Origin of the sequence: Schwartzia succinivorans DSM 10502 (assembly GCF_900129225.1) — a bacterium.
GTDB classification, from domain to species: Bacteria; Bacillota; Negativicutes; order Selenomonadales; family Selenomonadaceae; genus Schwartzia; species Schwartzia succinivorans.
This window is the reverse complement of record NZ_FQUG01000003.1, coordinates 38,233-52,109: the sequence shown is the minus strand read 5'-3', so window position 1 is coordinate 52,109 and position 13,877 is coordinate 38,233. Positions and strand designations below refer to the sequence as shown.

At 48.7% G+C, this 13,877-nt stretch carries 11 protein-coding genes, 1 tRNA gene and 1 other annotated feature; all 12 genes read right to left on the bottom strand.

Going from position 1 to position 13,877, the window contains the following annotated elements:
• Nucleotides 1–4: 4 nt before the first annotated feature.
• Nucleotides 5–151 carry a hypothetical protein gene (locus BUA83_RS12710; RefSeq protein WP_200795963.1) on the bottom strand — a complete coding sequence of 49 codons (147 nt, stop codon included), beginning with the start codon at nucleotides 149–151 and terminating at the stop codon, nucleotides 5–7.
• Nucleotides 152–166: 15 nt separating this feature from the next.
• Nucleotides 167–1,702: a methylmalonyl-CoA decarboxylase subunit alpha gene (gene mmdA, locus BUA83_RS03125; RefSeq protein WP_072934751.1), complete on the bottom strand. Its 1,536-nt coding sequence runs from the start codon at nucleotides 1,700–1,702 to the stop codon at nucleotides 167–169.
• A 103-nt stretch (nucleotides 1,703–1,805) separates the two neighbouring features.
• Nucleotides 1,806–2,234: a methylmalonyl-CoA epimerase gene (mce, locus tag BUA83_RS03120; protein ID WP_072934750.1), complete on the bottom strand. Its 429-nt coding sequence runs from the start codon at nucleotides 2,232–2,234 to the stop codon at nucleotides 1,806–1,808.
• Between the two features lie 29 nt (nucleotides 2,235–2,263).
• A complete protein-coding gene (meaB, locus tag BUA83_RS03115) occupies nucleotides 2,264–3,205 on the bottom strand; it encodes a methylmalonyl Co-A mutase-associated GTPase MeaB (RefSeq protein ID WP_072934749.1) in 942 nt (313 codons plus the stop codon).
• Between the two features lie 81 nt (nucleotides 3,206–3,286).
• On the bottom strand, nucleotides 3,287–3,679 hold the full coding sequence (locus BUA83_RS03110; RefSeq protein ID WP_072934748.1) for a cobalamin B12-binding domain-containing protein: 393 nt from the start codon (nucleotides 3,677–3,679) through the stop codon (nucleotides 3,287–3,289).
• A gap of 28 nt (nucleotides 3,680–3,707) precedes the next feature.
• Nucleotides 3,708–5,384, bottom strand: coding sequence for an acyl-CoA mutase large subunit family protein (locus tag BUA83_RS03105; RefSeq protein ID WP_072934747.1), 1,677 nt, complete (start codon nucleotides 5,382–5,384; stop codon nucleotides 3,708–3,710).
• 75 nt (nucleotides 5,385–5,459) lie between these two features.
• On the bottom strand, nucleotides 5,460–6,980 hold the full coding sequence (locus BUA83_RS03100) for an acetyl-CoA hydrolase/transferase family protein (protein WP_072934746.1): 1,521 nt from the start codon (nucleotides 6,978–6,980) through the stop codon (nucleotides 5,460–5,462).
• A 398-nt stretch (nucleotides 6,981–7,378) separates the two neighbouring features.
• On the bottom strand, nucleotides 7,379–8,626 hold the full coding sequence (locus BUA83_RS03095; protein ID WP_094756436.1) for an O-antigen ligase family protein: 1,248 nt from the start codon (nucleotides 8,624–8,626) through the stop codon (nucleotides 7,379–7,381).
• 3 nt (nucleotides 8,627–8,629) lie between these two features.
• Nucleotides 8,630–9,928, bottom strand: coding sequence for a bifunctional folylpolyglutamate synthase/dihydrofolate synthase (locus BUA83_RS03090; RefSeq protein ID WP_072934745.1), 1,299 nt, complete (start codon nucleotides 9,926–9,928; stop codon nucleotides 8,630–8,632).
• Nucleotides 9,929–9,936: 8 nt separating this feature from the next.
• Nucleotides 9,937–12,594, bottom strand: a complete 2,658-nt coding sequence (locus BUA83_RS03085; RefSeq protein ID WP_072934744.1) for a valine--tRNA ligase — start codon at nucleotides 12,592–12,594, stop codon at nucleotides 9,937–9,939.
• Nucleotides 12,595–12,638: 44 nt separating this feature from the next.
• Nucleotides 12,639–12,850 (bottom strand) — a binding site (T-box leader).
• 95 nt (nucleotides 12,851–12,945) lie between these two features.
• Nucleotides 12,946–13,030 (bottom strand) — tRNA-Leu (locus BUA83_RS03080).
• Nucleotides 13,031–13,260: 230 nt separating this feature from the next.
• Nucleotides 13,261–13,743, bottom strand: a complete 483-nt coding sequence (locus BUA83_RS03075) for a 2-thiouracil desulfurase family protein (RefSeq protein ID WP_072934743.1) — start codon at nucleotides 13,741–13,743, stop codon at nucleotides 13,261–13,263.
• Nucleotides 13,744–13,877: the final 134 nt, after the last annotated feature.

The window sequence follows — 13,877 nt, the reverse complement described above, 5'->3', positions numbered from 1 at the left end:
CGCCTTATCGGCGCATACGGCCTGCAATCGTCCACAGGCTATTGCGTTCGATGTGTACCGCAACATACTGCTTTCCAGTCATGCTCTGGACGGCTGCGGTAATCGCAGCAACGACTTGAGACTCGACTTTCTGGGTACCCGTCGTCTGCATTGTCCAAGCCTCCAATTACAACGGAATGTTACCGTGTTTACGTGCCGGACCAACTTCGCGTTTCGTAGCCAGCATATTCAGAGACTGAATGATACGAGGTCTAGTTTCTTTCGGCTCAATGACATAGTCAACATAGCCGCGCTCTGCTGCTTTGTACGGCGTAGCGAACTCAGCAACATAGTCATCTGTGTGCTGCTTCTTGAGTTCCGGCTCATCTTTCTTGAAGATGATGTTTGCAGCGCCTGCCGGACCCATAACTGCGATTTCGGAGGACGGCCAAGCGATAACCTGGTCAGCGCCGACTTCGCGGGAGCACATAGCGATGTAGGAACCGCCGTAGGATTTACGGAGGATAACCGTAATCTTAGGAACAGTTGCCTCGCTGTAAGCATACAGCATTTTAGCACCATGACGAATGATACCGGAGTATTCCTGGTTAACACCTGGGAGGAAGCCCGGGACATCAACGAGGTTTACAAGAGGAATGTTGAACGCATCGCAGAAGCGGATGAAACGTGCCGATTTATCGGAAGCGTCGCAATCCAGGCAGCCTGCCATCTGATTCGGCTCGTTAGCAATGATACCAACCGTGCGGCCATCGAAACGAGCAAAGCATGTGATGATGTTCTTAGCGAAGTACTGATGAACTTCATAGAACTCGCCGTCATCAACGATCATGCGGATAACGTCCTTCATATCATACGGAGCATTCGGGTTGTCAGGAATGATCGTATTGAGGGCTTCATCCATACGTGTCGGGGAATCCTGCGTCTCAACAAACGGAGTCTCCTCCATGTTGTTGCTCGGCAGGAAGCTGAGCAGATAACGGATCTGCTTAATGCAGTCTTCGTCGTTCTCACAAGCGAAGTGAGCAACACCGGATGTGGAGTTGTGACGCATAGCACCGCCGAGGTTCTCAGCAGTAACGTCCTCACCCGTTACGGATTTGATAACAGCCGGGCCCGTGATGAACATCTGGCTCGTGTTCTTTACCATGTAGATAAAGTCCGTGATAGCCGGGGAGTAAACTGCACCGCCGGCGCTCGGTCCCATGATTGCAGAAATCTGCGGGATAACACCGGAAGCAGCCGTGTTGCGGAAGAAGATGCCGCCGTAACCGGAAAGAGCATCAACAGCCTCCTGAATACGAGCTCCGCCGGAGTCGTTCAGGCCGACGCAAGGAGCACCCATCTTCATGGAGAGATCCTGTACCTTCCAGATTTTGTGAGCATGTTTCTCACCGAGGGAACCGCCTTCAACCGTGAAGTCCTGTGCGAATGCATAGACCAGACGGCCGTCAACAGTACCGTAACCGCAGACAACGCCCTCGCCCGGGAGCTCTTTCTTGTCCTGGCCGAAGTTTGTGCAGCGATGATGTACGAGAGCATCGAGCTCTACGAATGTGCCCTCATCGAAGAGCAGATCAAGACGCTCACGTGCTGTGAGTTTGCCTTTGGAATGCTGGCTCTCGATGCGTTTTGGACCACCGCCCTGACGGACGTGCTCCAGTTTGTCTTTCATTAACTTGATTTTTTCCTGAACAGTAGCCATACTCTACCTCCTAATGGATCAAAATAAGTTTAATCGTGCAATCAGCACATGTCTATTTTGCACGAAAAAGCCAAATTTTGCAAGTGTTTTTTGAAAATTCAACTTATTCCGGATCGCAGAGTTCGCAAAGTTCAAGAAGAACGCCACCCGTGGATTTCGGATGGATGAATGCGATATCAGCGCCGCCAGCACCGCGACGAGGAGCCTTGTCGATCATCTTTACGCCCTTTTCCTGGAGCTCATCGATAGCTGCCTTCAGGTTGTCGACACGGAGAGCAACATGCTGAATTCCGCCTTTGCCACCGTTGGAAGCCATCCATTTAGCGATTGGGCTCTCTTCGTCCGTTGCAACGAGAAGCTCAACCTGGCTGCCGTTCCACATCGGATGGAAAACTGTCGTAACGCGCTGGGATGCAACTGTCTCTTCGCCTGTCTTTTTAACTCCGAGCATTTCTTCCCAGAACTTGCTGCCCTCTTCGAGGTTGCCGCAAGCGATACCAAGATGATCTACACCAAGAACTCTGAATTTCATTGTGAAAAACCTCCTAGAAAGATACTTGCTTATTTGAGCATATCCTGCAAGACCGAATTAACGACCGTATATGGATCTGTTTTCCGCGCTTTAATATCCTGGACATATTCATCCAGTTTACCGTTATCAACGATATTGTGGCGGACGTATGCTCCGATACGGGCATCAAGCAGGTCTAGCATTTCATTTTTTGCACGTTCCGTGCGACGTACAGTCAATTGCCCATTGCCTTCAATGTGGTCATGATGTTTATGGAACGTATCGACAACTTCTTTGATGCCGATGTTCTGATTTGCGATAGCCTTCAGGATAGGCGGACGCCAATCCTTCGTTTCACCATCGAGATCAAGCATCATGTTCAATTCGGTTGCAAGCTTGTCTGCGCCGTCATGGTCAGCCTTGTTAATCGTGAAAATATCACCGATTTCAAGGATACCGGCTTTAATAGCCTGAATGTCATCGCCCATTCCGGGGATGAGAACAACCATAGTCGTATCAGCTGCTTTAACGATATCGACTTCGGACTGTCCAACACCAACGGTCTCGACGAAAATAACGTCTACACCGAAAGCATCCATTGCTTTAACAGCATCGGCCGTCTTATGAGACAGGCCGCCCAAACTTCCGCGGGTGCCCATACTGCGAATGAAAACCCCCGGATCAAGGGTAAGCTCATTCATACGAATACGGTCACCGAGGATTGCACCGCCCGAGAACGGACTTGTCGGGTCAATTGCTATAATTCCTACAGTCTTTCCACGCTTACGATATTCCTTCGCAAGCTTATCAGTCAACGTACTTTTTCCGGCGCCTGGAGGACCAGTAACGCCAAGAACATACGCATGGCCAGTATGCGGATAAAGCTTCTGCATGATTTCCGTAGCATTGTCATATTCGTTCTCGATTGCCGTAATGGCTTTTGACAATGCAAAACGGTTACCTTTCAGAACTTCTTCTGCTATGTTCTCCATAACCGCACCACCTTTGATAGTATAAAGGTTGCCCTCTAAGAACTTGCATTCAAAGAGGGCAAACTTTTTATACCAACAAAATTATTTTACGTTAGCTTTGATGTAATCGACAACTTTCGTGGTCGGTGTGCCCGGTGTGAATACCTCAGAAACACCAGCTTCTTTCAGAGCCGGGATATCCGTCTCAGGGATAACGCCGCCGCCGATGATAAGAGCATCTTTCATGCCCTTGCCACGAACGAGTTCGACAACTTTCGGGAAAAGGTGCGGATGAGCACCAGAGAGAAGAGACATTGCAACAACGTCAACGTCTTCCTGCATAGCAGCTTCTGCAATCTGCTCCGGAGTCTGACGGAGGCCAGTGTAAACGACCTCAAAGCCAGCATCGCGAAGAGCACGAGCGACAACTTTTGCACCGCGGTCATGACCATCCAGACCCGGTTTAGCAACTAATACTTTAATACGTTTATCCATTTTAAATATTCCCTCCAACTCTCACTAATTAAAGGCTGACATGTGCCTCATAGAGACCGAATACACCGCGCATAACGTTGCAGATTTCGCCGAGTGTTGCATACGTCTTAACTGCTTTGAGGATATGCGGCATGAGGTTTTCGTTCTCGTCTTTGCAAGCTGCTTCGAGTTCATCGAGAGCTGCTTTAACAGCTGCGTTGTCGCGGCCTTTTGTCATCTTGTTGATTGGCTTACCAGCTTTCAGATCAGCCAGTTTCTTGCACTGCTCAACGCCGACAGAAGCATCAACCTTCAGGAGGCCCTTAGGAGGCTCTTCCTCAATCGTGAACTTGTTGACACCAACGATCGTACGAGCGCCGGACTCAACATCCATCTGCCATTTGTAAGCGGAATCCTGGATCTCTTTCTGGATATAGCCTTTCTCGATAGCCTCAACAGCACCGCCGAGTTCATCAATCTTGTTGATGTATTCCCAAGCTTCTTTCTCGATGCGGTCCGTCATAGCCTCTACATAGTAGGAGCCTGCGAGCGGATCGATGACGTCAGCCAGACCGGACTCGTATGCAACAATCTGCTGCGTACGAAGAGCAATCGTAACGGATTCCTGTGTCGGCAGAGCCAGAGCCTCATCGCGGGAGTTCGTGTGGAGGGACTGTGTGCCACCCATAACAGCAGCTGCAGTCTGCAGAGCAACACGGATGATGTTGTTGTTCGGCTGCTGAGCTGTCAGCATGGAACCAGCTGTCTGCGTGTGAACGCGGAGCATCATGGACTTAGCCTTCTGAGCATGGAAACGCTCTTTCATGACTTTAGCCCAGACGCGGCGGGAAGCACGGAATTTAGCAACTTCCTCGAGAACGTTGTTGTGTGCGTTCCAGAAGAAGGAGAGACGGCCTGCGAAAGCATCGACGTCCATGCCAGCTTTGATAGCTGCGTTGACGTATGCGATACCATCGGAGATCGTGAATGCGATTTCCTGGGAAGCCGTGGAACCAGCCTCACGGATATGGTAACCGGAGATGGAGATTGTGTTCCATTTCGGTACATTCTGTGAGCAATACTGGAAGATATTCGTGATCAAACGCATGGACGGCTTCGGCGGGAAGATGTATGTTCCGCGAGCAGCATACTCTTTCAGAATATCGTTCTGAATCGTACCTTTGAGCTCGGAAGCCGGTACACCCTGCTCCTCACCAACTGCAATGTACATTGCAAGAAGTACGGAAGCCGGAGCGTTGATTGTCATGGATGTGGAAACTTTGCCAAGATCGATCTGATCGAACAGAACTTCCATATCAGCGAGGGAGTCGATAGCAACACCGACTTTACCAACTTCACCTTCGGAAATCGGATCATCGGAGTCATAACCGATCTGAGTCGGAAGGTCGAATGCGCAGGACAGGCCTGTACCGCCGTTAGCGATCAGATAACGATAACGCTCGTTGGATGCTTTTGCAGTGGAGAAACCAGCATACATACGCATCGTCCAGAGACGACCACGATACATTGTCGGCTGAACACCGCGTGTGAACGGATATTCGCCAGGGAAGCTCAGTTCGTCAACATACGCCTCAGGACCTTTGACATCCAGCGGTGTGTAGAGACGTTTTTCCGGAAGGTTCGGACGCTCCGGGAATTTAGCGATTGCTTTTGCTACTGTAGCTTCATACTTTTCCAGCTCAGCTTGGATTTTTTCATTGCTCATAATGGGTTTACCCTCCTATTTTATTTGTTCGCCAATATTGACCGATGAAATTTTATATACGGGAAATTCCCTTTATTATTTTACCTTCATCGTGCCGGTTTCAGCGAGCCTTACATGGAACGACAAAGCTTCCTTGAGAAGATGCGGCGTATGTGCAACGCCTTTCTCCATGGTAGCTTTGAGTGCGCGCTCGTAGTAGTCCATAAGAAGCGGACGATACTCCGGATTTGCGCAGTTGTTGATGATGAGTTTCGCGCGTTCACGCGGGCATACGCCACGGAGATCCGCAACGCCCTGCTCAGTAACGATAGCATCGACAACCTGCTGGCCATGGTCAACATGCGATACCATCGGAACGATCGAAGAGATGTCGCCGTTCTTTGCAGTGGACTGTGTCAGGAAGATTGTCAGATAGCCGTTGCGAGCAAAGTCGCCCGAGCCGCCGATACCGTTCATCATGCGGGTACCGTTGACAAGCGTGGAGTTGATGTTGCCGTAGATATCGGCTTCGATAGCCGTGTTCATCGCGATTACACCCAGACGGCGGACAACCTCCGGGTTGTTCGAGATTTCCTCCGGACGAAGCATGATCTTTTTCTTGTACGTTTCGATATTCTCGTAGAAACGTTTCTGTCCATCAGGGGACGGGGTCAGCGACGTACCGGAAGCGAAATCAAGCTTTCCTGCATCGATCATGTCGAAGATACCATCCTGAATGACCTCTGTGTAGACCGTCAGGTGTTCGTACTTCGAATTTATGAAGCCGGAGAGAGCTGCGTTCGCGACGTTACCGACGCCGGACTGAAGCGGAAGCAGGTTCTGCGGCATACGGCCTGCCTTAACCTCACCATCCAGGAAGTCGATGAGGTTTCCTGCCATCTTCTTAGCGACGTCGTCCACCGGTGCCAGCGGACGAACCTTATCGGTGATGTCCGTGCCAACGATGAATTTGATTTTTGCCGGATCACACGGAATGAACGGAGTACCGATGCGAGTGTCGGGGCGTACAACCGGGATCGGGAGACGATAAGGAGGATCAAGAGGAACGTAGATATCATGCATTCCTTCAAGAGCCAGCGGTTGGGAGGTGTTGACCTCGACGATGACTACGTCTGCAGTCTGGACATAGGACGGTGCATTACCAACAGAAGTTGTCGGAATGATGTTGCCCTCTTCCGTGATTGCAGCAGCCTCAACGATAGCAACATCGATTTTGTTGCCCTTCATGAAGCCATAGCGAGCCATCTGCGCAGAAGAACTCAGATCAAGGTCGCAATAGGAAACCTTGCCTGTGTTGATCGCCTTCTGTATATCCTTATTCGTCTGATAAGGCATACGGAAGTCGATACCATCGACCTTCGTGAGCTCACCATCAAGCTCAGGTCCGACGGACGCGCCAGTCCAAAGGTTAATTTTGAAGTGCTCTTTCTCGATGCGTTTAGCAAGAGCAAGAGGAACAGCCTTCGGATAGCCGGACGGTGTGAATCCGCTGGTACCGATGCTCATGCCCGGCTTAATAAATGCAGCAGCTTCTTCAGCCGATACGATTTTATCACGCAGGGCTTTGTTGCGTACGCGATCAGTAATGTCAATCATCAAAAAACCTCCTTTAATATAGAGACCGATTTGGTCTTTTTTCGATATGACTCGCTGGCATCCGGCAGTTCAGACCTTCCAGGCCGCTCGCATCAGCCTATGATCTTCACATCCGGCGTTGCAACGTTTCATATCATCTTTACCCACGACTAAGGATACCACTGTATCCTATCAGAGTCAAGTTTTTGGCCATTATTTCGTATTTTTTTTCGACAATTTGCACATTTATATCGAAAGTATTTACTTACATATAGTTTTTACAACATATTGTGGTTTTATCCAATTTTCTATACAGCAAGCACTATATATAGGTAAATAAAAAAAGCGAATAGACATGCACTTTTACATATCTTTCCGCTTTTTTCTTTCATATCGAAATCCATATAGGTACTTACGTCCTAGACTTTTTGAGGTGTTATTTCACGTGCCGCAGCCCCTAATCCGCAAAGCATCCACAGCAGCATTGAAGTCGGTATATTGAACAGCACATCATCAGTTAATCCGCCAAAAGCCACAGACAAAAGTGCCAATCCGATTCCTAATCGAAAGGCCCCCACAAGCATTGATGAATTATCCGAATTCGGAGCCTTCCAAAACGCCTGAATCATTGTGCCGAAGAAGTACCACAGAAAAGCCGCCGCGCCAAACACACCTACCTCAACAGCATAGTTAAGATACATATTGTGGGCATGGACAATTCTTACCGTTGCATCATTTATATAGAAATCATATTCAGGGTACACCATCCAGTACGCACCCCATCCTATTCCCAGTATAGGATGATCACAAATCATGTCAACAGAGCTTTCCCAGAGTGCCAGACGCATTTCTGAGGACGTATCCGTCTGAGTGAATACAGATGAAAGTCTTTCTGCAAGCATAGGATCTATAAGCAGCATCAAAAATCCTACGCCAAACAGTCCGGCAAGTATACGGCGGTCCTTAACAAGTCCGTACAGGCCAATGACCACAGCGATAGCCAGACATGCACCACGTGCGTAAGTCATGGCAAGGCACGCGACAAGGCACAGTATCATTCCTGCCGTCATCCATTTTGCCTTTTTGTCTTCCAGTGTCACAAAGAAAGCAAACACCATGCATATTACTTCATTCAGATATCCGGCCAATATATTCGGATTCTCCCATGTCGAGAATATTCTCTTGCTGAGTTCAGGGAATGCATTCCCGTCCACCCATTTCATCGCGCTGATATCAATTCCGAATATGAACTGATAAAAACCGTACAGCACAACAATTGCCGCGCTGACAGCAAATGCTTCCAGAATACTCCTTAGTCTTTCCTCTGTCCGCACGAGCTGTCCTGCCACAATATACGTTATCGCATAAGCCCCTACAAGGTTGTAATAATTGTAAAAGCTAAAAGCCTTGTCCGGTGATACCAGAACAGAAAGACCTGATATTATCACAAACACGAGCAAGGGTTTGTCAAAGGAAAAATGGCGGAAATGAACGTCATCATCCATTTTCCAGCATATAAGCCAAAGGAGAAAACTGATAAGCATTGCTATCGTCGCCGCCGTTGGTGAAAGCGCCACCAGAAAGGCCTCGGCCTGAAAAGCCTTGAACGCCAGTCCTTCTATTGACATTAAATTTCGTTTTCTGCGCATTGCTTTAAGGTCTCTCATAACTCAATGCTCCTTTTGCAAAAGCATTTGCCGAAGTCCGCCAATAAGATAGAGCGATCCCGCACATACTATAAGCGAATCCTCATCTGCAAGCTCCAGAACGCGGTTGAGTGCCTTTTCATTGTCCTGCTCTGCCTCGGCGTGCCGCACATCGGCTTTTTCAACAAGGAGTTCAGGCTCCGCAGCCCTTGGAGAATCAGGAAGCGTGGCAACCAGTACATCCTCTTTGCGCAGAAGCGCAGGAAGCATTTCATCAATTGCCTTATCTGCCAAAATTCCAAGGAGGAAAACACGGGGCATGTCAGGATAATACCTGTCAAGTGATGCCCTGAGCGCCTTTATCCCCGCAGGATTATGAGCACCGTCCACGCGTATATGCTGTTTCCCGATACTCATATCCTCGAAGCGTCCGGGCCAAACCGCCTTTTTCAATGCCGTCTGAAGTGCCATCGGCGTTATTGCTTTTTCTTTCTGCGAAAGCCACACAGCCGCCATAACAGCCAAAGCACTGTTTGCGATCTGATAGTCCCCCAAAAGTGAAAGCGCATAATGAAGCGAACGAACTTCAAATTTTCCCGAAGAGAATACAAGCTCCTGGCAACCATCGCTGAAGCGTTCAAAGCTGCCGGCAAAATCTCTGCCGAGAACCATAAGCTCCGCATCTTTTTCTTCTGATACTTTCTCAATAATTTGGAGCGGAATTCCTTCTGCTCCGGTAATGACAGGAACACCTTCTTTTATAATCCCAGCCTTATGCTGTGCCACGCCCTCCAGCGTTCCGCCGCAGCGGTCTGCATGCTCAAGGGTAACATTGGTTATAACAGATAATACAGGGGTAATTATGTTCGTCGAATCCAGCAGACCTCCGAGACCTACCTCAATAACCGCATAATTAACCTTCTGCTCCGCAAACCAGAGAAATGCCAGTGCCGTTAAAACCTCAAACTGGGTTGGTGTCTCTTCACCCTCCAGCACCATTTTCTCTGCAGCCTCGCGCACACGTGTCAGGCAGGATGCAAATTCTTCTTCGCTAATTTCCTTTCCATCAACCTTGCACCTCTCCGTATAGGAAAAGAGATGAGGCGATGTATAAAGACCTGTGCGAAGACCGGAGGCTGTAAGGATTCCGGCAGTCATACATGAAACCGAACCCTTACCATTCGTCCCAGTTATATGAATTGTATCGTACTTACGTTCCGGATGCCCAAGAAGTTCAGCAAGCCGTTCGATTCTTGAAAGTCCGAGCTTCACGCCGAATGTATTGAGCTCCTCAAGATATTCCAAAGATTCCTGATAGTTCATGGGATGCCTCACAGTGTTGCGAGATATTTAAGGCGTTCTGCGACAACCGCCTTCTTTTCCTCGTATTCCTTCTGTTTTGCACGTTCCTTTTCGACGACATCCGCAGGGGCCTTCGCAACAAATCCCTGATTGGAGAGCTTTCCTGCGGCGCGTTTGATTTCCTTGTCCAGATTTTCCAGCTCTTTTGTAAGACGAGCCGTCTCCTTTTCAACATCAATGAGACCTTTCAGCGGCAGATAAATCTCTACGCCGCTGACCGCAGCCGTCATGGCATTTTCCGGTTTTGCCTCATCAGCCGAAAGAATAACGACAGGCTCAGCATCTGCCAGAACACGGAGATACGCCTCATTTTCCTTAAATATTCCGGCAAGCTTATCATCCGCAAAATGAAGAACAGCTTCACTCTTACGCCCCGGAACCGCATTTACCTCAGCACGCATGTTGCGGATAGCCTTGATAGTATCCATTACAGCAGTCATATTAACCTCGGCTGCTTCATCAACCTTGCCCTCTTCATTTTTAGGCCACTCGGATACCATGATGCTCTTGCCTTCATGCGGAATATGCTGCCAGATTTCCTCTGTAATAAACGGCATAAACGGATGCAGAAGACGAAGCGTGTGCTCAAGTACATAGCCAAGGACATACTGTGCAGTCTGGCGGGGACGTGCGTTATCCTTGTCGTAAAGACGTGCTTTTACGAGCTCGATATACCAGTCGCAAAGCTCGCTCCAGATAAATTCATAAATAGACCGTGCAGCTTCACCAAGCTCAAATTTTTCAAGATTCTCGGTTACCCCTGCAACAGTCTTGGCATAACGGCTGAGAATCCAGCGGTCAGCCAAAGTGTAGTCAGAATCCTCAGGAACAAAGCTGTTGTCAAAGCCTTCAAGGTTCATGAGCATGAAGCGCGAAGCATTCCACAGCTTATTTGCAAAATTACGTGCCGATTCCACACGCTCCCAATAGAAACGCATATCGTTACCCGGAGTATTTCCAGTTATAAGCATAAAACGCAGTGTATCCGCACCGTATTTGTCAATAACCTCAACAGGGTCAATGCCGTTGCCGAGAGATTTCGACATCTTTCGTCCCTGGCTGTCTCGCACAAGACCGTGAATAAACACATGATGGAAAGGAATATCCTTGCCAAATTCGAGACCCATCATAACCATGCGTGCAACCCAGAAGAATATGATATCGTAGCCCGTGACCAGAGTTGCCGTCGGATAGAACTGCTTGAGCTCAGGTGTGTCGTCAGGCCAGCCCATAGTCTCGAAAGGCCAGAGTCCGGAGCTGAACCATGTATCAAGTACATCCTCATCCTGATGAATATGCGTACCGTGGCAGTGCGGGCATTCCGTAAGGTCTGTACGGGAAACCGATGTTTCACCGCAATCATCGCAGTACCATGCAGGAATACGGTGACCCCACCAAAGCTGACGGGAAATACACCAGTCACGGATATTTTCAAGCCAGTTTATATATATTTTGGTGAAACGCTCAGGAACAAACTTAATCCGTCCGTTCTGAACAGCCTCAATTGCCGGCTTTGCAAGGGATTCCATTTTTACGAACCACTGCTTGGAAACAAGCGGTTCAACTGTAGTATCGCAGCGCGAGCAATGTCCTACAGCATGCTCATGCTCCTCTGTAGATACAAGAACGCCCAGCTCCTCAAGCTCCTTAACGAGCTTCTTGCGGCATTCATAACGGTCAAGACCCTCATATTTTCCTGCTCCGGCACCCATAGTACCGTCATTGTTGATTACCTTTATCTGCTCGAGATTATGACGTTCACCCATCTCAAAGTCATTCGGGTCATGCGCAGGAGTTACCTTTACCGCGCCTGTTCCGAATTTCGGGTCAACGTATTCATCGGCGAAGAGCGGAATTTCGCGGTTGACAATAGGAAGAATCAATGTTTTTCCAACGAGGTTCTTGTAGCGCTCATCATCAGGATGTACAGCGACACCTGTATCACCGAACATCGTCTCAGGACGTGTCGTCGCAATCTCAACATACTCGTCCGAATCCTTGAACTTATAGCGCAGATGCCAAAGATGTCCCTGCTCCGTCTCATGCTCGACCTCAATATCCGAAAGAGCCGTGTTGCAGCGCGGGCACCAGTTTGTGATACGTGTTCCCTGATAGATGAGGCCCTTCTCATAGAGACTTACAAAAACCTCACGTACCGCACGGGAGCAGCCTTCATCCATCGTAAAACGCTGACGCTCCCAGTCACAGGAAGACCCCAGGGTACGGAGCTGGAACATGATACGGTTGCCGTATTCTTCCTTCCATTCCCATACACGCTCAAGGAACTTCTCACGTCCAAGGTCATAGCGGCTCTTGCCTTCCTTGCGAAGCGCTTCCTCTACCTTCGCCTGTGTTGCAATTCCTGCATGGTCGCAGCCCGGCATCCAGAGCGTATTGTAGCCCTGCATACGGCGCCAGCGAATCAAAATATCCTGCAGAGTGTTATCCATAGCATGTCCCATGTGCAGCTGACCTGTGACATTCGGTGGCGGTATTACAATACTGTACGGGTCCTTATCCTCCTCCACTTCCGCGTGGAAAAGATTATTTTTCTCCCAGTACTCATACCATTTTTTCTCAAAGGATTTCGGGTCATAGACCTTAGGGATGTTGCTTTCTTCTGACATTCTTACTTCCTCCTGTTTCATGAAACTAAAAAAGCTCTTTCGTCCATCTGGACGAAAGAGCCTGCTTTCGTGGTACCACCAAAATTCCCGGAGAGATTCTCCGGCTCAAGACAATAACGCTGTCAAACGCCTCTGCTTACTCTGTTCTGCAAAGGAAGCTCAGAAGCGACCTTCCGTATCTCAGTACAGGAACTCACACCAGCCGTTCCCTCTCTGAAGTACCTGAACACGTACTCCTCTTCTTCATAGCCTGCATCTTAATATGCCTTCATATACGCTATCTTAGCATATTGACGTGCAGTTTGCAATGATACAAATAAACCCTGCCGGTTTACGACAGGGAATAAATTCTGGTGCGGACGAGAGGGGTCGAACCTCCATGCCTTGCGGCACTGGATCCTAAGTCCAGCGCGTCTGCCAGTTCCGCCACGCCCGCATTCTATTAAATTATCGAAAATTCTATCGTTTTATGCTTCTATATCACTAAGTACCGCTCGACAGCGTGGCCAGTAGGCATTCACTAAGGCACTAAAGTGTCAAGTGCCTGCGATACGCCACGCCCGCATTCTATTAAGTTATCGAGAATACCATAGTTCTTTACATCTACATCACTAGGTATCACTCGACAATGATGAAATTCTATCATGAACTTTTCCCACTGTCAATTCATACATCCTCTTCAATAAGCTTTTCCAAAAGCTCTGCAGTCATTTCCTTCTCCGAATAAAGACGTATTCCGTTTCTTTTCAGCAGCGCGGCACATACTCCCTGCCCTTCAATCTTCGTGTGCGTGAATGTGCCGTCATAAACCGTATGCGAACCGCAGGAGGGACTGCTCTCCTTCAGTATTGCTACACGCGCATGGTGCCTCTTTGCTGTCTCAAGAACTGACTGTGCTCCCATAAGAAACTCTTTTGTACAGTCTTTTCCCGAAGGGCTCCGAACAGCAGCGCGCGATTCAAGCACATCCTCTCCTGTTCCATTCTGTATCTCTACAGGCTCGCGTGGTCTCGGAAGACCTCCTGCAGTTTCCGGACACACAGGCACGAAGTGTCCTTCCTTCTCTGCCGCCTTCAAAAGCTCCTGCAGATTATCTCCCCCGTCATATTTCACCTTCTGCCCCAAAAGGCAGGCACTTACAAGAATCATATATCCTCCGCGTTTGTGATTACACTATTTTGATACAAGTATATCAGTTTTAACCGGATAAATACATCGTCTCAAGAGATGAACTGTTTCATACCATGTGACTTGAGGATTTTCCAAATAAACGCAAAACGGCG

Excerpts from the sequence above, each read along its gene's own strand:
- BUA83_RS03105 (WP_072934747.1), bottom strand. The coding sequence starts at position 5,384 with ATGAGCAATGAAAAAATCCAAGCTGAGCTGGAAAAGTATGAAGCTACA.
- mce (WP_072934750.1), bottom strand. The coding sequence starts at position 2,234 with ATGAAATTCAGAGTTCTTGGTGTAGATCATCTTGGTATCGCTTGCGGC.
- BUA83_RS03090 (WP_072934745.1), bottom strand. The coding sequence starts at position 9,928 with ATGAACTATCAGGAATCTTTGGAATATCTTGAGGAGCTCAATACATTC.
- BUA83_RS03095 (WP_094756436.1), bottom strand. The coding sequence starts at position 8,626 with ATGAGAGACCTTAAAGCAATGCGCAGAAAACGAAATTTAATGTCAATA.
- meaB (WP_072934749.1), bottom strand. The coding sequence starts at position 3,205 with ATGGAGAACATAGCAGAAGAAGTTCTGAAAGGTAACCGTTTTGCATTG.
- BUA83_RS03085 (WP_072934744.1), bottom strand. The coding sequence starts at position 12,594 with ATGTCAGAAGAAAGCAACATCCCTAAGGTCTATGACCCGAAATCCTTT.
- BUA83_RS03075 (WP_072934743.1), bottom strand. The coding sequence starts at position 13,743 with ATGATTCTTGTAAGTGCCTGCCTTTTGGGGCAGAAGGTGAAATATGAC.
- BUA83_RS03100 (WP_072934746.1), bottom strand. The coding sequence starts at position 6,980 with ATGATTGACATTACTGATCGCGTACGCAACAAAGCCCTGCGTGATAAA.
- BUA83_RS03110 (WP_072934748.1), bottom strand. The coding sequence starts at position 3,679 with ATGGATAAACGTATTAAAGTATTAGTTGCTAAACCGGGTCTGGATGGT.
- mmdA (WP_072934751.1), bottom strand. The coding sequence starts at position 1,702 with ATGGCTACTGTTCAGGAAAAAATCAAGTTAATGAAAGACAAACTGGAG.
- BUA83_RS12710 (WP_200795963.1), bottom strand. The coding sequence starts at position 151 with ATGCAGACGACGGGTACCCAGAAAGTCGAGTCTCAAGTCGTTGCTGCG.